The sequence below is a fragment of the Dyella lutea genome (genome assembly GCF_024158035.1).
Classification (GTDB): Bacteria; Pseudomonadota; Gammaproteobacteria; order Xanthomonadales; family Rhodanobacteraceae; genus Dyella_A; species Dyella_A lutea.
This window is the reverse complement of sequence record NZ_JAMZEK010000002.1, coordinates 55,787-77,958: the sequence shown is the minus strand read 5'-3', so window position 1 is coordinate 77,958 and position 22,172 is coordinate 55,787. Positions and strand designations below refer to the sequence as shown.

General features: G+C 67.6%; 19 protein-coding genes. 3 read left to right on the top strand and 16 right to left on the bottom strand.

What is annotated here, in order from left to right; translation table 11 throughout:
• The first annotated feature begins 51 nt into the window (after window positions 1-51).
• A complete protein-coding gene (gene apaG / locus NC595_RS07570) occupies window positions 52-435 on the top strand; it encodes a Co2+/Mg2+ efflux protein ApaG (RefSeq protein ID WP_253565771.1) in 384 nt (127 codons plus the stop codon).
• Complete coding sequence (locus NC595_RS07565) at window positions 435-1,286, top strand: symmetrical bis(5'-nucleosyl)-tetraphosphatase (RefSeq protein ID WP_253565770.1); 852 nt, start codon at window positions 435-437, stop codon at window positions 1,284-1,286. Before apaG ends, NC595_RS07565 begins: the two co-directional genes overlap by 1 nt.
• A 54-nt stretch (window positions 1,287-1,340) precedes the next feature.
• Here the strand turns inward: NC595_RS07565 and secA are convergent, their stop codons facing one another.
• Together secA and NC595_RS07555 are read right to left on the bottom strand one after the other, a co-directional pair.
• Entirely contained in the window at window positions 1,341-4,043 is a 2,703-nt protein-coding gene (gene secA / locus NC595_RS07560; RefSeq protein WP_253565769.1) for a preprotein translocase subunit SecA, read from the bottom strand.
• A gap of 204 nt (window positions 4,044-4,247) precedes the next feature.
• On the bottom strand, window positions 4,248-5,177 hold the full coding sequence (locus tag NC595_RS07555; RefSeq protein WP_253565768.1) for a M23 family metallopeptidase: 930 nt from the start codon (window positions 5,175-5,177) through the stop codon (window positions 4,248-4,250).
• Here NC595_RS07555 and NC595_RS07550 point away from each other — a divergent pair.
• Window positions 5,176-5,667: a DciA family protein gene (locus NC595_RS07550; RefSeq protein ID WP_253565767.1), complete on the top strand. Its 492-nt coding sequence runs from the start codon at window positions 5,176-5,178 to the stop codon at window positions 5,665-5,667. The genes NC595_RS07555 and NC595_RS07550 overlap by 2 nt on opposite strands.
• 251 nt (window positions 5,668-5,918) lie before the next feature.
• Here the strand turns inward: NC595_RS07550 and lpxC are convergent, their stop codons facing one another.
• The 14 genes from lpxC to rsmH form a co-directional block, all read right to left on the bottom strand.
• Window positions 5,919-6,833 (bottom strand): UDP-3-O-acyl-N-acetylglucosamine deacetylase, encoded by a 915-nt coding sequence (gene lpxC, locus NC595_RS07545; protein WP_253565766.1) that lies wholly within the window; start codon window positions 6,831-6,833, stop codon window positions 5,919-5,921.
• 400 nt (window positions 6,834-7,233) lie between these two features.
• Window positions 7,234-8,412, bottom strand: a complete 1,179-nt coding sequence (gene ftsZ, locus NC595_RS07540) for a cell division protein FtsZ (RefSeq protein ID WP_017460211.1) — start codon at window positions 8,410-8,412, stop codon at window positions 7,234-7,236.
• Between the two features lie 118 nt (window positions 8,413-8,530).
• The gene (ftsA, locus tag NC595_RS07535; protein ID WP_253565765.1) at window positions 8,531-9,763 is read right to left on the bottom strand and encodes a cell division protein FtsA; all 1,233 of its coding nucleotides are present in this window, start codon (window positions 9,761-9,763) and stop codon (window positions 8,531-8,533) included.
• Between the two features lie 13 nt (window positions 9,764-9,776).
• A complete protein-coding gene (locus NC595_RS07530; RefSeq protein WP_253565764.1) occupies window positions 9,777-10,517 on the bottom strand; it encodes a cell division protein FtsQ/DivIB in 741 nt (246 codons plus the stop codon).
• The gene (locus tag NC595_RS07525) at window positions 10,514-11,473 is read right to left on the bottom strand and encodes a D-alanine--D-alanine ligase (RefSeq protein WP_253565763.1); all 960 of its coding nucleotides are present in this window, start codon (window positions 11,471-11,473) and stop codon (window positions 10,514-10,516) included. Before NC595_RS07525 ends, NC595_RS07530 begins: the two co-directional genes overlap by 4 nt.
• Window positions 11,473-12,909: a UDP-N-acetylmuramate--L-alanine ligase gene (gene murC / locus NC595_RS07520; protein ID WP_253565762.1), complete on the bottom strand. Its 1,437-nt coding sequence runs from the start codon at window positions 12,907-12,909 to the stop codon at window positions 11,473-11,475. Before murC ends, NC595_RS07525 begins: the two co-directional genes overlap by 1 nt.
• On the bottom strand, window positions 12,906-13,982 hold the full coding sequence (gene murG, locus NC595_RS07515; RefSeq protein ID WP_253565761.1) for an undecaprenyldiphospho-muramoylpentapeptide beta-N-acetylglucosaminyltransferase: 1,077 nt from the start codon (window positions 13,980-13,982) through the stop codon (window positions 12,906-12,908). The genes murC and murG overlap by 4 nt, the downstream gene beginning before the upstream one ends.
• A complete protein-coding gene (gene ftsW / locus NC595_RS07510) occupies window positions 13,979-15,220 on the bottom strand; it encodes a putative lipid II flippase FtsW (RefSeq protein WP_253565760.1) in 1,242 nt (413 codons plus the stop codon). The genes murG and ftsW overlap by 4 nt, the downstream gene beginning before the upstream one ends.
• Entirely contained in the window at window positions 15,220-16,302 is a 1,083-nt protein-coding gene (gene mraY, locus NC595_RS07505) for a phospho-N-acetylmuramoyl-pentapeptide-transferase (protein WP_253565759.1), read from the bottom strand. Before mraY ends, ftsW begins: the two co-directional genes overlap by 1 nt.
• Window positions 16,292-17,659: a UDP-N-acetylmuramoyl-tripeptide--D-alanyl-D-alanine ligase gene (locus NC595_RS07500; protein WP_253565758.1), complete on the bottom strand. Its 1,368-nt coding sequence runs from the start codon at window positions 17,657-17,659 to the stop codon at window positions 16,292-16,294. Before NC595_RS07500 ends, mraY begins: the two co-directional genes overlap by 11 nt.
• Complete coding sequence (locus NC595_RS07495) at window positions 17,656-19,134, bottom strand: UDP-N-acetylmuramoyl-L-alanyl-D-glutamate--2,6-diaminopimelate ligase (protein WP_253565757.1); 1,479 nt, start codon at window positions 19,132-19,134, stop codon at window positions 17,656-17,658. The genes NC595_RS07500 and NC595_RS07495 overlap by 4 nt, the downstream gene beginning before the upstream one ends.
• Window positions 19,131-20,954, bottom strand: coding sequence for a peptidoglycan D,D-transpeptidase FtsI family protein (locus tag NC595_RS07490; protein ID WP_253565756.1), 1,824 nt, complete (start codon window positions 20,952-20,954; stop codon window positions 19,131-19,133). The genes NC595_RS07495 and NC595_RS07490 overlap by 4 nt, the downstream gene beginning before the upstream one ends.
• Window positions 20,951-21,223 carry a cell division protein FtsL gene (gene ftsL / locus NC595_RS07485; protein ID WP_253565755.1) on the bottom strand — a complete coding sequence of 91 codons (273 nt, stop codon included), beginning with the start codon at window positions 21,221-21,223 and terminating at the stop codon, window positions 20,951-20,953. Before ftsL ends, NC595_RS07490 begins: the two co-directional genes overlap by 4 nt.
• Window positions 21,220-22,155, bottom strand: a complete 936-nt coding sequence (gene rsmH / locus NC595_RS07480) for a 16S rRNA (cytosine(1402)-N(4))-methyltransferase RsmH (RefSeq protein WP_253565754.1) — start codon at window positions 22,153-22,155, stop codon at window positions 21,220-21,222. The genes ftsL and rsmH overlap by 4 nt, the downstream gene beginning before the upstream one ends.
• Window positions 22,156-22,172: the final 17 nt, after the last annotated feature.

Genomic DNA, 22,172 nt, shown 5'->3' with positions numbered 1-22,172 from the left:
GCTCTGGCGCTCCACTGAGCGGATGCACACCACAGGCCGTACAATCGCAACATGAGTCCGAAATCCCCCTACACGATCGACGTTCACGTGCACACCCGCTTCGTTCCCGACCAATCGAAGCCCGACGACAACCGCTACGTGTTCGCCTACACGGTCACCCTGCGCAATGCGGGCGATGTCCCCGCCCAGCTGCTTCGCCGGCACTGGGTGATCACCGACGCCAACGGCAAGATCGACGAGGTGCGCGGCGATGGCGTGGTCGGCGAGCAGCCCTGGCTGCGTCCAGGCGACGATTACGAGTACACCTCCGGCGCGGTGCTGGAGACCGCGGTCGGCACCATGGCCGGCAGCTACCAGATGCTCGCCTACGACGGTACCGAATTCGACGCTCCGATTCCCACCTTCACCCTCTCGATTCCGCGCACGCTGCACTGATGGCGACCTACGCAATCGGCGACGTGCAGGGCTGTTATCCGGAGCTGCAGCGCCTGCTCGACAAGCTGCGCTTCGATCCGGCGCAGGACAACCTGTGGTTCTGCGGCGACCTGGTGAATCGAGGTGGACAGTCGCTGGAAACGCTGCGTTTCATCCATGGATTGCGCGAGCGGACCGTGGTGACGCTCGGCAATCACGATCTCAGCCTGCTCGCCATCGCGCAACGCAAGCCGGATGCCCAGGCCCGGGTCAACCCCGAACTGCGCGAGGTGCTGTTCGCCGACGACGCCCCGGTGCTTTTCGAATGGCTGCGCTCGCAGAAGCTGCTGCACCACGACGAGCAGTTGGGCTGGACGATGGTGCACGCCGGGCTGGCGCCGAGCTGGACACTCAGGCAGGCCCTGCGGTCGGCGCAGGAGATCGAGCGGGAACTGACCAGCCCGCGGCACCCCCGGTTGCTGAGGAATCTGTTCGGAAACCGACCGGCCGCCTGGTCGAGCCGGCTGCAGGGGATCGAACGGATGCGCGCCTCGATCAACACCCTCACCCGCATGCGTTATTGCGACATCCAGGGACGCATCGACTTCGAGGGCAAGGGCATCCCCGGCACGCAGAAACCCGGCATGTATCCCTGGTTCGAGGTCCCCGGCATGCGGCGGCGGGATACACGCGTCGTCTGTGGCCACTGGTCGGCGCTTGGCCGTTTCGCCGGGCTGGGGGTATACGCCATCGATACCGGCTGCGTCTGGGGCGGTCAGTTGACCGCCCTGCGGCTGGACTCCGAGGAGCCGGCCTACTTCACGGTGAACGCCGAACCGCATCGCAAGCGCCCGCCCGGCGCAGAGGACTGAGCAAAAAGCAAGGGAGGCGATCGCCTCCCTTGCTTTTTGCCGTTACCCGCAAGCTCAGCTCAGCTGGCCATGACAATGCTTGTACTTCTTGCCCGAACCGCACGGGCAGGGATCGTTGCGCCCAACCTTAGGGCCATCCGCAGCGGCAACGGCCGGCAGGGCATCGCCGGCCGGAGCGGTCGGGGCACCGCCACCCGATGCCAGCATCTGGCGCTGCAGGCGCTCGGCCATCCGCTGCTGCTCGGCCTCCATCGCGGCGACCTCTTCCTCGCTGCGGACACGGATCCGCGCCAGCATCTGTACCACCTCGGTCTTGATCCGGTCGAGCATGTCCGAGAACAGGTCGAAGGACTCGCGCTTGAACGCCTGCTTGGGATCCTGCTGGGCATAGCCGCGCAGGTAGATGCCCTGGCGCAGATAGTCCATGCTGGCCAGGTGCTCCTTCCAGGCATTGTCGACCACGCTGAGCATGATGTGCTTCTCGAGCTGGCGCATGGTCTCGGCACCGATCTGTGCCTCCTTGGCCTGAAACAGCCCTTCAACCAGAGCGCGAACATGCTCGAGAATGGCATCGGCATCCAGTTCGTGCTGCTGCTCGATCCACGACTTGAGCTCCGCGTGCAGGCCGAACTCGGACTCCAGCTCGCGGTCCAGCCCGGCGATGTCCCACTGCTCGTCGATGCTTTCCGGCGGCACATGGCCACGCACCATCTGCTCCACCACGTCTTCGCGGATATCGGCGATGGTGGCCGACACGTCATCGCCGTCGAGCAGCTCGTCGCGCTGCTTGTAGATCACCTTGCGCTGCTCGTTGGCGACGTCGTCGAACTCGAGCAGATGCTTGCGGATGTCGAAGTTGTGCTGCTCGACCTTGCGCTGCGCCTTCTCGATCTGCCGGCTGACCATGCGGTCTTCCAGCGCATCGTCTTCCTTCATGCCGAACATGCGCATCCAGCGGCCGACCCAGTCACCCGCGAAGATACGCAGCAGGTTGTCTTCCAGCGACAGGTAGAAGCGCGACGAACCCGGGTCGCCCTGGCGACCGGAGCGGCCGCGCAGCTGATTGTCGATGCGCCGGGACTCGTGGCGCTCGGTGCCGATGATGTGCAGGCCGCCGGCGGCCAGTACCTGATCGTGGCGCTGCTGCCATTCCGCTTTCACGCGCGCCCGGTCCGCCTCGGTCGCCTCGGCCGGAAGCGCGGCCAGCGCCACTTCCAGGCTGCCACCGAGCACGATGTCGGTGCCGCGGCCAGCCATGTTGGTGGCGATCGTCACCGAGTGCGGCGCGCCCGCCTGCGCGACGATATGGGCCTCGCGTTCGTGCTGCTTGGCGTTCAGCACCTCGTGCGGGATCTTTTCCTTGCTGAGCAAGCCGGACAGCAACTCCGACACCTCGATCGAGGTGGTACCCACCAGCACGGGCTGGCCGCGCTTGTGGCAATCCTTGATGTCCTCGGTCACGGCGCGGTATTTCGCCGTCTGCGCGAGAAACACCATGTCCGGATTGTCCTTGCGGATCATCGGCTTGTGGGTGGGAATCACCACCACCTCAAGACCGTAGATCTGCTGGAACTCGTACGCCTCGGTATCCGCCGTGCCGGTCATGCCGGCCAGCTTGGTGTACATGCGGAACAGGTTCTGGAAGGTCACCGTGGCCAGCGTCTGGTTCTCGCGCTGGATCGGCACGCCTTCCTTCGCCTCCACGGCCTGATGCAGGCCGTCCGACCAGCGACGACCGGCCAGCGTGCGTCCGGTGAACTCGTCGACGATGATCACCTCGCCGTCCCGCACGATGTAGTCGACGTCGCGCTGGTAAATGGCGTTGGCGCGCAGGGCCGCGTTGAGGTGATGCACCACGGCCAGGTTCTTGGCGTCGTAGAGCCCGCTGCCGGATTCGATCACACCGGCCTGGCGCAGCAGTTCGTCGGCGTGTGCCATCCCCTCTTCGGAAAGATGCACCTGCTTCTGCTTCTCGTCGACCCAGTAGTCGCCGGCACCCTCTTCTTCGGCCTGGCGTACCAGATGCGGGACGATCTTGTTGACCTTGAGGTAGAGCTCCGGCGAATCCTCGGCCGGGCCGGAGATGATCAGCGGCGTGCGCGCCTCGTCGATCAGGATCGAGTCCACTTCGTCGACGATGGCGTAGTTCAGACCGCGCTGGTAGCGCTGCTCCTTCGAGAGCGCCATGTTGTCGCGCAGGTAGTCGAAGCCGAACTCGTTGTTGGTGCCGTAGGTGATGTCCGCGGCGTAGGCGGCATGCTTGTCGGCATGGTCCATGCCCGGGTAGACCACCCCGACGGATAGGCCCAGGAAGTTGTAGAGCTTGCCCATCTGGGCCGAGTCGCGGCGGGCCAGATAGTCGTTCACCGTCACCACGTGGACGCCCTTGCCTTCGAGCGCATTGAGGTACACCGGGAGGGTACCGACCAGGGTCTTGCCCTCGCCCGTCCGCATCTCGGCGATCTTGCCCATGTGCAGCACCATGCCGCCGATCAGCTGCACGTCGTAGGGGCGCATGCCCAGCACGCGCTTGCCGGCCTCGCGCACCGTGGCGAAGGCCTCCGGCAGCAGATTGTCCAGCGCCTCGCCGGTGGCGAGCCGCTGCTTGAACTCGTCGGTCTTGGCACGCAGCGCATCGTCATCGAGGGCGGCGTATTCGGACTCCAGCGCATTGATGCGGGCGACGGTCTTGGAGAGCTGGCGCAGTACGCGGTCGTTACGGCTGCCAAAAAGGCTCGTCAGGGCACGATTGAACATCGATCATCCGGTGACTGGAGACAGGAAAACCCCGCCAGCGCGCGGCCGGCTGGGGCAAATTCACGATGATACTAGGGTCCGGCGGCTATCCCAAACGCACCGTCCGGCGCAAGGAAACGCGCCACCCCAGTCCGTCGCCGCATTGAGGGGTGGCGGCGGGACGAGGCTGTTTCAAGTCCCCGCCCCCGGTCTTCGCCACCCGCTTCAGCGGTGGCTGCGGACGTAGGCCAGCGGATTGACCACGCGTCCCTTGAACCAGACCTCGAAATGCACGTGGGAGCCGGTCGATCGCCCGGTCGACCCCGCATCGGAGATCACGTCGCCCACGCGGACGCGCTGCCCCGGATGGGCGATCAGCTTGCTGTTGTGGGCGTAACGGGTCATGTAGCCATTGCCATGGTCGATTTCGATGACCTTGCCATAGCCGGTACGGATGCCGGCGAACGTGACCATGCCCTCGGCCACGGCGTGTACCGGCGTTCCCAGCGGGACGGCGATGTCGATGCCCGTGTGACGCGCGGCGTGACCAGTGAACGGATCGGGGCGAACGCCAAAATACGAGGAAATGTAACCCTGCACGGGCATGCCGGTGGGCTTGAGGTTGGATTCGATACGCGCGTCCATCAGCAGGCTTTGCAGGGCGGTCAGCTGGGCCTGCTGGGCGTCGAACTGCGATGAAAGCTGGTCGATGCTCGACTCCAGTGACTGCGGCAGGGTGTAGGAGGATGCGCTCGAATCCTCCACGCCACCTACCGGCGGGGCCTGATCGAAATCGAATTCGCCGTTGTCCAGCTTGCCCATCTGGGCGAGACGCTCACCAAGCGCGTTCAGACGGGTCGACTGCGCCTGCAATTGACCCAGCTTGATCGCCAGCGCGTCGAGGTTGCGCTGGGCGTCGCGTTTCACCTCGACCAGCTGCTGATTCTGCTGGTCGATGGCCTGCTCGAGCTTGCGAACCTGCGCAAGTGCCTGATCGCGGGGACTGGCCACGACCAGCGCCGTGACGGCACCCATGGCCATGCATGTGCCGACCGCGATGGCCGCCAGGGCACCGATCCGCCAGCGCATGCGACGACTGGCCAGATCAAGGGTCTTGGGCACCTTCTTGGTGCGGGACACAAGTATGATTTGCATGCGATTCCACGTTGAAGAAGTCGTCACCATGCAGCGCGCGGTCCCACCCATCTCTCGCCGCCCGGCCCCGGGGCTCAAACCCCTGGCCGAATGTGGCGCGTTCGCGCGGCTTGCCTCGAAAGCCGCGGAACTGGATGCGCTGGACCGAGCCCTGCGCCAGACGCTGCCGACATCACTCCGCGACCAGGTGCGTTTCGCACAAAGGCGCGGCGACCGCCTCGTCTTTCTGGCGTCTTCCCCGGCATGGGCTTCCCGTCTGCGCCTTGTTCAGACGCAACTTCTTGCCACCGCGCGCGCCTTGGGCGCACACGCCAGTTCAGTCACCGTGAAAGTGGCCCCCCAACCGCCGGTCGCAACGCAACCGGATCGGTCAAAACCGCTTTCTCCCGCTGCAGCCGTCCATCTCAAAGCGGCTGCAGAGTCAGTCACAGACCCCGAACTGCGGGCGCTGTTCCTGGAGTTGGCGTCCCTCGCCGAAACTGCTGATTGAGCCCCTGCCGGGCGTTGACGGCCTTCAAGCCAACGCCCCTCGTCCGACACCCTCGGCATCGAAAAAGCTGCCCGGCCGGAGCCGGGAGCGGTCGGTTTATAACACGCGGATATGAAGGCATGCCAATCCCGCGTGTCCGCAGCGTGAGGTACTCGTGAACTGTTGCGTGATACGGCCCACAAAACAAAACGGCCACGCTCTTCAGCGTGGCCGTCCTGCTTACCCTCATGATTTGGTGCGCGTTATGCGGCTCAGATGGCCTGCGCAGGATGTGCGTAGGAGATCGGGGCAGTGGCCGGATCGTCCTCGTAGCTGACCTCTTCCCAGGCGCTGGCGTCGGCGATCAGTGCCCGCAGCAGCTTGTTGTTGAGCTCGTGCCCCGACTTGTGCGCATGGTAGGCGCCGACCAGGCTGTGACCCAGGAGATACAGGTCGCCGATCGCGTCGAGAATCTTGTGCTTGACGAACTCGTCCTCGTAGCGAAGACCGTCCTCATTGAGCACGCGGTAGTCATCCAGCACCACCGCGTTGTCCATCGAGCCGCCGAGCGCGAGGTTGTGCTCACGCAGCATCTCGATGTCGCGCATGAAACCGAAGGTGCGGGCGCGACTGACTTCCTTCACGAACGACGTGGTGGAGAAGTCGATTTCCGCACGCGAGGTGCGCTTGTTGATGATGGGGTGATTGAACTCGATCGAGAAGCCGACCTTGAAGCCTTCGAACGGTTCGAAGCTGGCCCACTTGTCGCCTTCCTGCACCTTCACCGGCTTCTTGATGCGGATGAAGCGCTTGGCCACCGGCTGCTCCTCGATGCCGGCAGACTGCAGCAGGAACACGAACGGACCGGCACTGCCATCCATGATCGGCACTTCGGGTGCCGACAGGTCGACGTAGGCATTGTCGATGCCGAGACCGGCCATCGCCGACAGCAGATGCTCGACCGTGGACACGCGGACATCGCCGCTGACCAGGGTCGTCGACAGGCGCGTATCGCCCACACAGTCCGGGCGCGCATGGATGTCCACCGGCGGATTGAGGTCGGTGCGACGGAACACGATGCCGGTATTCGGCGCCGCCGGGCGCAGCGTCATATAGACCTTGTCGCCGGTATGAAGGCCGACGCCGGTCGCGCGAATGATGTTCTTGAGCGTACGCTGCTTGATCATTTTTATGGGTACCTGTGGAAGGCAGCAGCCAGAATGGACGGGGATGCTAACACAGTCTTAACCTCGGACAATAGCAAACCGGACCGTACAGTCTTTAACCGTCCTTCATGCTTCCAGCCTGTCGACAGGCTTGCTCCCGATCGTGAAAGCGCTCTGGAAACATCAGGTTGCACGAAACAAGAGACCTCATGGCCGGGGACGGGATTCCGGCCATGAGGCTTGCCGCGGGTCATCCGGACAAGCGGCCTTGCTGACGCCTTCACATTTTTGAAGCCATCAGCCATCCGGCTTGATCGACAGTGAACCCGGCCGGCAGTCGCAACGACCGGTTCCAGTGCCGCCAAAGGTGCACAGACCGGAGGACCGGGGAATGGTTCCTCCGGATCCGGCCAGGTGCATCTTAGTCGGCCTGCCGGCGCAGGAAAGCCGGAATGTCGAGATAGTCGAAACTCGAGTCCGCCGACTTCGCCGGGGCGGTCTCCTGGCGACTGGTCGGCACGACATCGGGCTGGGCGTAGTCCACCACCTCGTTGCCGGTGCCCGTGCGAAGCACCACGGGGCGCGGACGCTGGCGCATTTCCACCTGCTGGGTCTGTACCGGGCGCACCGGCTGACGGGCGGAGGCGCGGTTGAGGCCCGTGGCCACCACCGTGACGCGCACGTCGTCCTGCATCTCCGGATCGAGCGAGGTGCCGATCACCACCGTGGCGTCCTCGGAGGCGAAGTCGTGGATCACCCGGCCGATCTCGTCGAACTCCCGCATGGTCAGGTTCGGACCGGCGGTGACGTTTACGAGGATGCCGCAGGCGCCGTTGAGGTTGACGTCCTCCAGCAGCGGGTTGTTGATCGCGGCCTCGGCCGCGGCCTGCGCGCGGTCGTCGCCGCGGGCGGTGCCCGAGCCCATCATCGCCATGCCCATCTCGCTCATCACGGTGCGCACGTCGGCGAAGTCGACGTTGATCAGGCCAGGCGCGGTGATCAGGTCCGCGATGCCCTGCACCGCGCCCTGCAGCACATCGTTGGCGGCCTTGAAGGCGTTCAGCAGGGTCACTTCGCGACCGAGCACCGACAGCAACTTCTCGTTCGGTACGGTGATCAGCGAGTCCACGTGCTGGGAGAGGTCCTCGATGCCCTTCAGGGCGACCTGCATGCGGCGGCGACCCTCGAACGGGAATGGCTTGGTCACCACGGCCACGGTCAGGATGCCCTTTTCCTTGGCCAGCTGAGCCACCACCGGGGCCGCACCGGTGCCGGTACCACCGCCCATTCCCGCGGTGATGAAGACCATGTCGGCACCCTCCAGCATCTCCTCGATCCGCTCGCGGTCTTCCAGCGCCGCCTGGCGGCCGACCTCGGGGTTCGCACCCGCGCCCAGGCCCTTGGTGACGTTGGCGCCGAGCTGCAGGTGGGTGCGCGAGCCGCAGTTCTTCATGGCCTGCGCGTCGGTATTGGCGACGACGAACTCGACGCCTTCGATGTTCGCATTGAGCATGTGGGCCACGGCGTTGCCGCCGCCACCACCCACGCCGATGACTTTGATAACCGCGTTGGGGGTCAATTTATCGATCAGTTCAAACATTTCCCGTCCTCCGTAGAGCTTTCGTTGTCGTTGTAACCGCGGTGGGCGACTCCTGTCGGACCGCGGTGGTGGGCGACTCCCTTCGCCCGGGGCACGGCATCCGGCCGCGCCAATTCCGTCAGAAATTCTTCTTGAACCAACCTCGCAACTTGTCCAGCGAGGTGCCCATGCTTCCACCCACCGGCCCGCCGTGGCGCACGCCGACGCTGCGCGCGCCGTGCAGCAACAGCCCGACGCCGGTGGAATGCAGGGGGTTGGCAATCACTTCTCCGAGTCCGCCCACGTGCTGCGGCACTCCGACGCGCACCATCTTGTGGAACATCTCCTCGGCCAGTTCGAGCGCGCCTTCCATCTTCGCGGCGCCGCCGGTGAGCACCACGCCGGCGGCGATCAGGCTGTCGTAGCCGGAGCGACGCAGTTCGTCCTGCACCATCTCGAAGATTTCCTCGTAGCGCGCCTGCACGCTCTGCGCGAGTGACTGGCGGGCAAGCCGACGCGGCGGGCGGTCGCCTACGCTGGGCACCTGGATGGTCTCGTCGGCGTGCGCCAGCTGGGCCAGCGCGCAGGCGTACTTGATCTTGATTTCCTCGGCATGCGCGGTCGGCGTGTGCACGCCGTAGGCGATGTCGTTGGTGACCTGGTCGCCGCCGACCGGCAGCGACTTGGTGTAGCGGATCGCGCCCTGCGTGTAGATCGCGATGTCGGTGGTGCCGGCGCCGATATCGACCAGGCACACGCCGAGTTCGCGCTCGTCGTCGGTGAGCACCGACTTGCTGCTGGCCACCGCCGAGGGCACCAGCTCGTCCACCGACAGGCCGCAACGCTGGATGCACTTGGTGATGTTCTGCACCGCCGCAGCGGCGCCGGTAACCAGATGCACCGAGGCCTCCAGGCGCACGCCACTCATGCCCACGGGCGAGCGGATGCCGTCCTGGCCGTCGATGCGGTATTCCTGCGACTCCTTGTAGAGCACCTTGCGGTCGGCCGGGATCGCCACCGCGCTGGCCGCCTCGAGCACCTGCTCGAGGTCGCCCGGGGTGACCTCGCGGTCGCGGATCGCCGCAGTGCCGTGCGAGTTGCGCGTCTCCAGGTGGCTGCCGGAGATCGACGCGAACACCGAGCGGATGTCGCAGCCGGCCATCAGCTCGGCCTCCTCCACCGCGCGCTGGATCGAGTGCACGGTCGACTCGATGTCCACCACCGAGCCACGCTTAAGGCCGCGCGAGACGTGCGAGCCGATGCCGATCACCTCGATCGGCTCGCCCGGCTCGTACTCGCCGACGATCGCCACCACCTTCGAGGTGCCGATGTCCAGTCCGACGACCAGCTGCTTGTCGTTGCGCGTCTTCATAGGCGGGGGTTCTTCATGTGCGGGGCGCGCCCCTGTCGTTGGAGGCCGGAGCCGCCGAAGGCAACCAGCGCACGGCAAAGCCGTTGGTGTAACGGAGGTCCGCGTAGGCGAAGCCGGTGTCATGCCCGGCGATCACCTTCGGATACACGTCCAGGAAGCGCCGTAGCCGCTTGCCGGCCTGCTCGCGGTCACCCAGCACGATCTGCGCGCCGTCCGCGGTGACCAGGCTCCAGCTGCCGCGCTCGGTCAGCGTCACACCGGTGATCTGCAGATGGGTGCCGGCGAAAGCCTTGCGCGCATCGGCGTAGAAGCTCACTACCTCGGCCAGGTGATCGTCCGGCCCATGCAGGCTGGGCAGATCCGGCGCCAGGTCGCTGGCTGGGACACTGAACACCTGGCCCTGGCGGCTGATCAGCTGCCTGTCGTTCCAGCGGGCGAAGGGCTGGCGTTCGTAGATGCGCAGCAGCAGCGTGTCCGGCCAGCGCTTGCTCGCCTCGACCGACTCCACCCACGGCAGCGACGCGACTGCCTTCTGTACCGCGTCCAGGTCCAGTGCAAAGAATCCGTGCCCGAGGTGCGGCAGGACCGCCGCGCGCACCTGTTCGGCCTTCACGTGCTTGAACTCGGCCTGCACGGTGAGCTGGGTGACCGGCCAGCGATCGGCCGCAAACCAGCCGCGCAGCACGCCGACCACCGGCAGCACCACCAGCGTGATGGCCAGGCACCAGGCGACGAGGCGCAGGCTTCCCCTCACGCGCGTCCTCCCGGAATGCCACGTTCGTGGTCGAAGCTGGTTTCCAGCACGCGCCAGCACAGCTCTTCATAGGAGATACCCGCGGCCGCGGCGGCCTTGGGCACCAGCGAGTGCGAGGTCATTCCCGGCGCGGTGTTCACCTCCAGCAACCAGTTGCAGCCCGCACGGTCGCGCATCACATCGACGCGGCCCCAGCCGCTGCAGCCGAGCGCGTCAAAGGCGGCCAGCGCCAACGCGCGCAGCTGCGCCTCCGCCTCGCCATCCAGGCCCGGGCAGATATAGCGGGTATCCTCGGCGACGTACTTGGCGTTGTAGTCGTAGAACGCGCCCTGCGGGACGATGTGGATCGACGGCAGCACCTCGCGGCCGAGCACGGCCACGGTCAGCTCGTCGCCCTCGATCAGGGTCTCCATGAGCAGGTCGCCGGGATACCGCGCCGCCAGCTCCACCGCCGCGTCAAGGTCCTTCTCCTCGAACACGCGGGTCACGCCGACGCTGGAGCCTTCGCAGGCCGGCTTCACGATCAGCGGAAAGCCGATTTCGCGGGCGGCCGCATGCACGTCGGCGCCACGCGGCAGAGCCGCGAACTTCGGCGTCGGCAGGCCCAGCGACTGCCACACCCGCTTGGAGCGCGTCTTGTCCATCGACAGCGCCGAGCCGAGCACGCCCGAGCCGGTGTACGGCACGTTGAGCGACTCCAGCGCGCCCTGCAGGACGCCGTCCTCGCCACCGCCGTGCTGGCCGTGCAGGATGTTGAACACGCGCGCGAAATGGCCGGCGCGCAACGCATCGAGCAGGGCTGGAATGCCGTCGATGGCGTGCGCGTCCACGCCGCGCGCCGTGAGCGCAGCCAACACGTTGCGGCCGGAGTCGAGCGACACCTCGCGCTCGGCGGAGCTGCCGCCCATCACCACGGCGACGCGTCCGAACTGGGCCGGGTCGTTGATCTTGCTCATCACTTGGTCGTCCTCAGACTGCCCAGCTGCGCCAGTTCCAGTGCCGCGGCACCGATGTCGCCCGCGCCCAGCAGCAGCAGCAGGTCGCCGTCGCGCAGCAGCGTCGGCAGGGTTTCCTTGAAATCGCGCGGATGCTCGACCAGCACCGGATCGACCTTGCCGCGCGCACGCACGGCGCGGGCCAGGGCGCGGCCGTCGGCGCCGGCGATCGGCGCCTCGCCAGCCGGGTAGACCTCGGTGAGCACCAGCACGTCGGCGTCCGCCAGCACGTTGGCGAAATCGTCGAGCAGGTCGCGCGTGCGGCTGTAACGGTGCGGCTGGAAGGCCACCACTAGGCGGCGGTCCGGCCAGCCGCCGCGGGCCGCGGCAAACACGGCGGCGAGCTCGCGCGGATGATGGCCGTAATCGTCCACCAGCAGCGCGGTACCGCGGTCCAGCTGCAACTCGCCGCGCGCGTGGAAGCGTCGACCCACGCCCTGGAAGCCGGCCAGCGCGCGGCCGATCGCCCCCGCCTCCACGCCCAGCTGCCAGCCGATCGCGGCGGCGGCCAGCGCGTTGAGCACATTGTGGCGCCCCGGCAGGTTCAGCTGAACCGGCAGTGGGTCGCGACCGGGCAGGAGCAGATCGAAGTTCATCGTGAAGCCGCGCTGGGAGACATTCGTCGCGCGCACATCGGCATCGGTGCGATCGATACCGTAGGTCATGATCCTGCGCGAGGTGTCCCGGGCCAGCTCGGCCACTTCCGGATCGTCAAGGCACAGCACGGCCAGGCCGTAGAACGGCAGCCGGTGCAGGAAAGTGGCGAAGGCCTTCTTCACCTCGGCGAAATCGCCGTGGTAGTTCTCCAGGTGGTCGGCATCGATGTTGGTGATCGCGGCGACCACCGGCGACAGCAGCAGGAACGAGCCGTCCGATTCATCCGCCTCGGCGACCAGGTACTGGCCGGTGCCCAGGCGCGCATTGGCGCCGGCCGCATTGAGCTGGCCGCCGATCACGAAGGTCGGGTCGTAGTTCGCCTCGGCCAGCACACTGGCCGCCAGGCTGGTGGTGGTGGTCTTGCCGTGCGTGCCGGCGATCGCGATGCCACGGCGGAAGCGCATCAGCTCGCCCAGCATCTCCGCGCGCGGGATCACCGGTATGCGGGCTTCGCGCGCCGCAACAAGCTCCGGGTTGTCGGCGCGGATCGCGCTGGAGGTGACCACCACATCGGCATCGCCCACGTGGGCGGCTTCGTGGCCGATGCGCACATCGATACCGAGCCCGGCCAGGCGCTGTGCAGTGGCCGAGTTCGACTTGTCCGAGCCGGACACGGCGTAGCCGAGGTTGTGCAGCACCTCGGCGATGCCACTCATGCCGACGCCACCGATGCCGATGAAGTGGACCCGACGGAAAGTGCTCATCAGGTCTTCGTGCTGGAGCAGGCGGCGCGGGGTCATGCAGCGACCTCCAGGCAGGCACGGGCGATTTCCGCGGCCGCGCCGGGCTTGGCCAGCGTGCGTGCCGCCGTGGCCATCGCCAGCAGCGCACCGCGGTCGTGAAGCAGGGCGTCGAGGCGCCCGGCGAGGGTCTGTACGTCCAGGTCGCTTTCCTTCGTCAGTTCGGCCGCGCCGGCAGCGACCATCGCCTCGGCGTTGCGGGTCTGGTGGTCGTCCACCGCGTGCGGGAACGGCACCAGCAGGGCACCGAGGCCCGCGCTGGTGAGCTCAGCCAACGTCAGTGCGCCGGCACGGCAGACGGCGAGGTCGGCCCAGTCGTAGCGGCCCGCCATGTCGTCGATGAACGGCACCACCTCGGCAGTCACGGCCGCCTCGGCATAGGCCTGTCGCGTCTCGTCCAGCCCGCGCTTGCCGCACTGGTGCAGCACCTCCGGGCGGCGCGCGGGCGGCAGCAGGGCCAGCGCCTTCGGCACGGCGAGATTGAGCGCGCGCGCGCCCAGGCTGCCGCCGAGGACGAGCAGGCGCGGCGCGCCCTCGCGGCCGGCCATGCGCGCGGCCGGCGGCGGCAGCGCAGAGATGGCATCGCGCACCGGATTGCCGACCCACATACCGTCCGGCAGGGCATCGGCGAAGCCGGTCAGCACCCGGCGTGCGAAGCCGGCGAGCTTGCGGTTGGTGTAGCCGGCGACCGAGTTCTGCTCGTGTACCAGCAGCGGAGTGCCGGTAAGGCGCGCGGCGATCCCGCCGGGTCCGGCCACGTAGCCGCCCATCGACAGCACGCTGCGCGGACGCAGCCGACGCAGCACCCGCAGCGAGGCCAGCAGCGCGCGGGCCAGCATCAGCGGTGCGCCGAGCCGGGTCTTCCAGCCCTTGCCACGCAGGCCGCCGACCGGCACCACGTGCAGCGGCAGCCCATGCGCGGGCACCACCTGGGTCTCCATGCCGCCGGCCGCTCCCAGCCACGCCACTGGTACCCCCTGCGCACGCAGCGCGTCGGCCACGGCCAGTCCAGGAAAGATGTGGCCGCCGGTGCCGCCGGCCATGATCAGCACCGGGCGCTGCGTCGCGTTCATGCGGCCACCGCCTCGCGCTCACGCGGCGCGTTCACAGGATTGGCATCAGCCACGGCCAGCGCCGGCATGCGCGTGGCCATCTGGCGAGCGTCGAGCGCCCGGTTGATCTCGTAGGTGGCGCGCAGCAGTACGCCGGCCATGGCGCAGGTCAGCAGAACCGAGGAGCCGCCCGAGCTGATCAGCGGCAGGGTGAGCCCCTTGGTCGGCAGCGCACCGAGGTTCACGCCGATCGACACCAGGGCTTGCAGGCCGATCATCAGCGAGATGCCGAAGGCGACGTATCCGGCGAAACGCTGCCCGACCTCGACACCCCGCAACCCCATCACCAGTCCGCGGGAGATGACCAGGGCGAAGAGCGCCATCACCCCGATCACGCCGGCCAGGCCCAGTTCCTCGCCGATCACCGCGAGGATGAAGTCGGTGTGCGCTTCCGGCAGGTAGGACAGCTTGAGCACGCTCGAGCCCAAGCCCACCCCGGTCCACTCGCCGCGGCCGATCGCCATCAGCGACTGGGTCAGCTGGAAGCCGTCGTTGAACGGATCTTTCCACGGGTTCATGAACGACGTGAGGCGCTTCATGCGATAGCTTTCGCTGGTCGCGGCGATCGCCAGCAGCGGCATCAGCGGCAATCCCATGCCGAACAGGAATACCGGGCGCGCGCCGCCAAGCCAGACCATGCCGATGGTGACCGCGATCACCAGCGTGGCCGAGCCGAAGTCCGGCTGTGCCAGCAGCAGCAGCACGATCACCCCGGCCACGATGATCGGGCGCAGCAGGCCCCAGAAGGTGTTCTCCACGCTCTCTCGGTGGCGTACCAGGAAGCTGGCCACGTACACGACCAGGATCAGCTTCATCGCCTCCACCGGCTGGAAACTGATCACCACGAGGTTCAGCCAGCGGTGTGCGCCGTTGATCTTCATGCCGAAGTGGGGCACGAACACCGCCAGCAGGGTGCAGGTAGCGGCCAGCAGCAGCGGGACCGAGTATTTCTCCAGCAGCTTCAGCTCCACCCGCATCGCGACACCCGCGAGAATCACGCCGAGGGTGAGGTAGGCGAGGTGCTTTTTCAGGTAGTAGAACGGCCCGAGGTGGTCAGCGTCGGCCACCGCAATCGAGCTGGAGGCGACCATCACCACGCCGATGCTGGCGAGGCCCACCAGTCCGATGATCAGCCACAGGTCGTAGCTGCCCCGCGGCCCGGTGCGCTTGATCGCCTGGCTGTTGCCGAGTCCGAGCATCAGCGCACCTTCAACGTGGCGAGGCCGATCAGCACCAGCACGACGCTGATGATCCAGAAACGCACGATCACGCGGGGCTCGGGCCAGCCCTTGAGCTCGAAGTGATGGTGGATCGGCGCCATCCGGAAGATGCGCCTGCCGGTGAGCTTGAAGCTCGCCACCTGCATCATCACCGAGACGGTCTCCATCACGAACACGCCGCCCATCACCAACAGCACGATTTCCTGGCGCACGATCACCGCAATGGTGGCCAGTGCCGCACCGATCGCCAGCGCACCCACGTCGCCCATGAACACCTGGGCCGGATACGTGTTGAACCACAGGAAACCCAGCCCCGCGCCGGCCAGCGCACCGCAGTAGATCGCCAGCTCGCCGGCGCCCGGAATCGAGGGGATGCCCAGGTATTCGGAAAACACCTTGTTGCCGGCCAGGTAGGCGAACACGCCCAGAGCGCCGGAGACCAGCACGGTCGGCATGATCGCCAAGCCATCGAGGCCGTCGGTGAGGTTCACCGCGTTGGAGAAGCCCACGATCATGAAGTAGGCCAGCACCACGAACAGCGCGCCCAGCGGAATCGCTACCTGCTTGAACAGGGGTACGTACAGGGCGGTCTCGGCCGGTATCTGCGCGGTGTGGAACAGGAACCAGGCGGCGATCAGGCCGAATACCGACTGCCAGAAATACTTCCAGCGCGAGGCCAGCCCGCGACTGTCGCGCAGGACGATCTTGCGGTAGTCGTCGTAGAAGCCGATCGCGCCGAAACCCAGCGTCACTGCCAGCACCACCCACACATAGCGGTTGTGCAGGTCGGCCCACAGCAGCGTGGAGATGGCCACCGACAGCAGGATCATCACCCCGCCCATGGTCGGCGTGCCGGCCTTGGTCAGGTGGGTCTGCGGGCCGTCGCTGCGCACCACCTGCCCGGCCTTGAGCATCGCCAGCTTGCGGATCACCGCCGGCCCGAACAGCAGCGACAGCGCCAGCGCGGTCAGCGCCGCCATGATGGTGCGGAAGGTGATGTACTGGAACAGGTGCAGCGTCGCGAAATGACGAGCCATCCAGTCGGCCAGATCAAGCAACATGAGGCGCGCCTCCGGTATCGGTTGGGGGGCGCAAGGCCGAAGCCACCTGGTCCATGCCCGACGAGCGCGAGCCCTTGACCAGGCAGGTGACGCCGGCGTGCAGCAACGGCTGCAGCGCGGCCACGAGGGCTTCCTTGCTGGCGAAGTGCATCGCACCCTCGCCGAATGCCTCCACTGCGGCAGCGCTGAGCGCCCCGACCGCGAGCAGGCGATCCAGCCCGCGCTCGCGCGCGTGCGCGCCGACGGCGGCATGTAGCGCGCGCGCGCCGGGGCCGAGTTCGGCCATGTCGCCCAGGACCAGCAATCGCTCGCCGGCCGCCAGCGCCAGCGTGTCGATGGCGGCGGTGACCGAGCCGGGATTGGCGTTGTAGCTGTCGTCGATCAGCGTCCAGCCCGCAGGCATCGGCTCCACCTTCAGCCGTCCGGCCACGCCATTCACCTGCTCCAGCCCGGCCACAACGACGTCCAGCGGAACGTCCAGCGCCAGTGCGACCGCCGCGGCGGCCAGTGCGTTGGCGATGTTGTGACGACCGGCCAGCGGCAATGAGACGTCGGCATCACCCATCGGCGTGCTCAACACGAAGCGCGAACCGTCCACGCGCTGCTCGACGATCTCCGCACCGACGTCGGCGGAGTGGTCGAGCGCATAGCGCAGGATCCGGCGCGTACCGGCAAGGCCGGTGAAGAACGAGGCGAACGCGTCGTCGGCATTGATCACCGCCACGCCATCGGCCGGCAGCGACTGGTATAGCGCGCCCTTGGTCTCGGCCACGCCCTCGATACTGCCCATCCGCTCCAGGTGGGCCGGCGCGACACAGGTGATCACGCCTACGTCCGGCCGCGCGATCGATGCGAGGTAATCGATGTCGCCCGGCTTGCCCGCGCCCATCTCCAGCACGGCGTACTGGGTGTCCTCGGGCATCGCCAGCAAGGTCAGCGGCAGGCCGAGTTCGTTGTTGTAGTTGCCGGCATTGACATGCGTGTGGCCATGGCGCGAGAGGATCGACGCCACCAGTGTCTTCACCGTGGTCTTGCCGTTCGAGCCGGTGATGCCGATGACCCGCACATTGCGCTGCGCACGCACGGCGCTGGCCAGGTCACCCAGCGCGGCCGACGCATCGTTCACCAGCACCTGCGGCAGGTCGATGTCCAGCTTGCGCGTGACCATCGCTGCCGCGGCGCCACGCGACTTCGCTTCGGCGACAAAATCATGTCCGTCCACCCGCTCGCCCGGCAGTGCCACGAACAGATCGCCCGCGCGGAGCTTCCGGGTATCGATCGCCACGCCCTGCACGGCCACGTCGTCACCGTAGCGGCGACCGCGGGTCCACAGCGCGATGGTATCCAGCTGCATCATGCGCAGGCCTCCAGCGCGACGCGCGCCACTTCCATGTCATCGAACGGGCGCTTTCCGTGCGCGCCCTCCTGATAGGTTTCGTGGCCTTTGCCGGCCACCAGCAGCACGTCGCCGGCATGGGCCATCGACAGCGCCAGGCGGATCGCCGTCTCGCGGTCACGCTCCACGCGTGCCCTCGCCGGATCGGCGAAGCCGGCCACGATCTGCGCCACGATGGCGTCGCCATCCTCGCCGCGCGGGTTGTCGTCGGTGACGATCGCCACATCGGCGAGACGCTCGGCAATCGCCCCCATCACCGGACGCTTGCCGGCATCGCGCTCGCCGCCGCAGCCGAACACGCACAGGAGGCGTCCGGCGCAGTGCGCGCGCAGTGCCGTGAGGGCCTGCTCCAGGGCGTCCGGCGTGTGTGCGTAGTCCACCACCACGAGCGGCTGGCGCAGACCGTCGCCGAGGCGGTTCATCCGGCCATTGACCGGCGCCAGCGTCTGCACCGCTCCGACGATGTCCTCGAACGATTCGCCGAGCGCACCGAGGCAGGCCACCACGGTGAGCAGGTTGGCCACGTTGAAGCGGCCCAGCAGCCGGCTGCGCACCGGCCGCGAGCCCCAGGGCGTGCGCAGCAGGAAGGCCAGTCCCTCGCCCGAGGTCACGACCTGTTCGGCCGCCACGTCCGCACCGGCCAGGCCGGCGGCGCTCACGCGCAGGCCTGCCACCCCGGGCGGCAGGCGCTCGGCCAGCGTCGCACCGAACGCGTCATCGACGTTGATCGCTGCAGCCCTCAGTCCCGGCCATGCAAACAGGCGGGCCTTGGCTTCGCCGTAGGCTTCCATCGTGCCGTGGTAGTCCAGGTGGTCGCGGGTGAGGTTGGTGAAGGCCGCCACCTCGAACGCGACCCCGTTGACCCGACCCTGCACCAGTGCGTGGGAAGAGACTTCCATGGCCACGTGGCTGGCCCCGGCCTCGCGAAACGCCGCCAACGTTGCCTGCACATTGATCGCGTCCGGCGTGGTGCGCTCCCCCTCGCGCAGCTCGCCGACCAGTCCAGCGCCGAGCGTGCCGATCGTCGCTGCCCGGTGGCCGAGCGCATGCAGGGCCTGCGCCAGCAGTTGCACGGTGGAGGTCTTGCCGTTGGTGCCGGTCACGCCGATCAGGCGCAAATGCCGCGAGGGCTGTCCATGGAAGCGCGCGGCGATCTCGCCGATCCGCGCGGCCAGACTGTCCACCCACACCACCGGCACCCCCAGCCCGGGCACGTCGGACGGCACCGGAGCCTCGGCGATCACCGCCACCGCACCACGCGCCACCGCGTCGGCGGCGAACGCCATGCCGTGTTGGCGGGTGCCGCGCAGGGCAACGAACGCGAAGCCCGGCCGGGCATCGTGCGAATGGAGGGTGAGCCCGGAAACGGCGAGACCGCCCCACGGGGCGGTGTCGGCGAGACCCTGCAGCAACTGGTCGAGTCGCTGGATCGTCATGGCGTTACCCGGTCCACCGGGGCCTCCTCGATGTCGGGCGCCTCGGGGGCCTTGCTGCCGATCAATCCGTTCTTGTCCTGCAGCGGCTGGCCGACGTACCAGCGACCGATGTTGTCCGGCGGGATGTCCAGCAGGCGCAGCGCGCCATCCATCACCCGGGCGAATACGGGACCGGAAACCAGGCCGCCGTAGTAGCTGCCCTTCTTGGGGTTGTCGACCACCACGGCCGCGACCAGGCGCGGATGGGTCGCCGGCACGATGCCGACGAAGGCGGAGGTGTAGCTGTTCTTCGAATAGCCTCCGGCACTGGCCTTGTGCGCGGTACCGGTCTTGCCCGCCACGGCGTAGTTGGCGACGTAAGCGTAGGGTGCACCGGTGCCGCCGGGCTGGATCACCGTTTCCAGCATCTGGATCAGCTCGTGCGCGATCTGCGGCGAGATGATCGCCCTGGGTGGCGAGTCGCTGCCCTTGATGAAGCTGGGCGAGTGCATCACGCCGCCGTCGGCGATCGTGGCGTAGGCGTTGGCGAGCTGAAGCACGGTCACGTTCAGGCCGTAGCCGTAGCCCATGATCGCCTTCTCCAGCGGACGCCAGTCGCGGCCGATCTTCAGGTAACCGGAGGCCTCGCCGGGGAACCCGCTGTCGGTGCTGTTACCGAAGCCGAAGGCCCGGTAGGTGTCGTACATCAGCTTGGTATCCAGCGACATCGCGATGTGCGCCGCACCGACGTTGGACGACTTGGTGATCACACCCGTGGGCGTCAGCACGCCCCAGTTGTGGGTGTCGTGGATATCGTGGCCCTGGAAATACCAGTGCCCACCGGTGGTGTCGATCAGCGGGCCGGTCGGGGTGTACTGGCCACTGGATAGCGCCGCGGCCATCAGCACCGGCTTGATGGTCGAGCCAGGCTCGAGCACGTCGGTCATGGCGCGGTTGCGCCGCGACGACGCCGTGCTGGAACCGATCGCGTTCGGGTTGTAGGTGGGCATGTTGACCATGGCCAGCACCTCGCCGGTCTTCACGTCGAGGATCACCATCGAGGCGGAATCCGCCTCCGACTTCTCCACCGCGTTCTTCAGCTCGCTGTAGGCAAGGAACTGGATGCGGCGGTCGATGCTCAGCGTGAGGTTGTGGCCGGGTTTGGGTGCGCGGATCTGCTCCACGTCCTCGACGATGTGACCCTTGTTGTCACGGATCACCCTCTTCTTGCCGGGCTGGCCGGACAGCCAGTCGTCGAAAGCCAGCTCCAGCCCCTCCTGGCCGTGGTCGTCGATGTTGGTGAAGCCGAGCACGTGCGCGGTCACCTCGCCCGAGGGGTAGTAGCGACGGAACTCGCGCTGGCCGTTGATGCCGGGAATGCCCAGGTCGAGCACGGCCTGCGCAGCTTCCGGGCTCATCTGTCGCTTCAGGTAGGCGAACTCGCGACTGGAACGCTGCTCGAGGTAAGTCCGCAGCTGATCGGTGCTGGTGCCGAGCGCCGCGGCGAGCGCCGGCAGATGGTCGTCGCTCTCCAGCACCTGCGAGGGCACGGCAGTGATCGAGACCATCGGCGTGGAGACCGCCAGCGGCTCGCCATTGCGGTCGAAGATCGCGCCGCGCGAGACCGGAATCGGCACTTCGCGCAGGAAGCGGGCATCGCCCTGCTCCTGATAGAAGTTCTTGCGGATCACCTGGATATCGAACGCGCGCGCGACCAGGCCCAGCGAAGCCAGTCCGAGCAGGCCGACGACCAGGGTCAGACGGCGGCGCGCACTCGGTGCCCCGACGCGGCGACGGCTACTGCCGGAATTCGCGGGGACGACCTTGCGTGGGCGACTCATCGGCGCACCAGCTGGATGTCCTGCGGCGCCGGGGTGACCATCCCGAGCTTGCTGCGCGCTTCCTCGTCGATGCGGCGCGGTTCGGCCCAGGTGGCCTGCTCGAGCTCGAGCCGGCCGTATTCCACGTTGAGCGCGTCGCGCTGGTTCTGCAGGGTGGTCAGCCGCACGAACAGCACGCGGCTCTCGTGCCGCGTCCACACCACGCCCAGGGCGCTCAGCAGCACCAGGCTGAGCAGGCCGACCAGGGCGATGGCGCCGAACACCTTCATGCGAGCTTCTCCGCCACGCGCAGCACCGCCGAGCGGGAGCGCGGGTTGGCCACCTGCTCCGCGTCGGAGGGAAAGTGCGCCTTGCCGACCGCCTCCAGGCGGGCGGGTGCCGCGGCCACGGGTGGGCCGCGGCGGCTGCCCTGGACGCGACCGGAGTGATCGCGGATGAACAGCTTCACCGCGCGATCCTCCAGCGAGTGGAAGCTGATGATCGACAGCCGCCCGCCCACGTTCAGGCGCTCCAGCGCCGCCTCCAGCCCGCGCTGCAGCGACTCCAGCTCTCCGTTCACGCGGATGCGCAGGGCCTGGAAGCTGCGGGTGGCCGGATGCTTGCCCGGTTCGCGGCGGCCGACGATGCGCTCGATGAGCGCCGCCAGCTGGCCGGTGCGGGTGAACGGCGTGGCCTCGCGGTCGGCCACGATGGCGCGGGCGATGCGGCGGGCCTGGCGCTCCTCACCGAACTGCCACAGCACGTCGGCGATCTCGCGTTCGTCGGCGCGGGCGAGGAACTCCGCCGCGCTCTCGCCGCGGGTCGGATCCATGCGCATGTCCAGCGGCGCGTCGGCCATGAAGCTGAAGCCGCGGGCGGCCTCGTCCAACTGCGGCGAGGACACGCCGAGGTCGAGCAGCACGCCGTCGAGCCCGGCCGCGGTCTCGTCCCAGTCGGCCAGCGCGGAGAAATTGTCGTGGCGGATCGCAACCCGCGGGTCATCGGCGAACGCGGTACGCGCGGCGGCAATCGCCTGCGGGTCGCGGTCCATCAGCAGCAGGCGACCGCCGGGGCCCAGGCGCGAGAGCACGGCGCGCGCGTGTCCGCCGCGTCCAAACGTGCCATCTAGGTAGCGCCCGCCCGCTTTCACGGCGAGACCCTCCACTGCCTCTTCCAGCATCACCGGAATGTGCTGCAGCGGGGCGGAGCCTGATTTTGTCATCCGGCTCTCGCCCATAC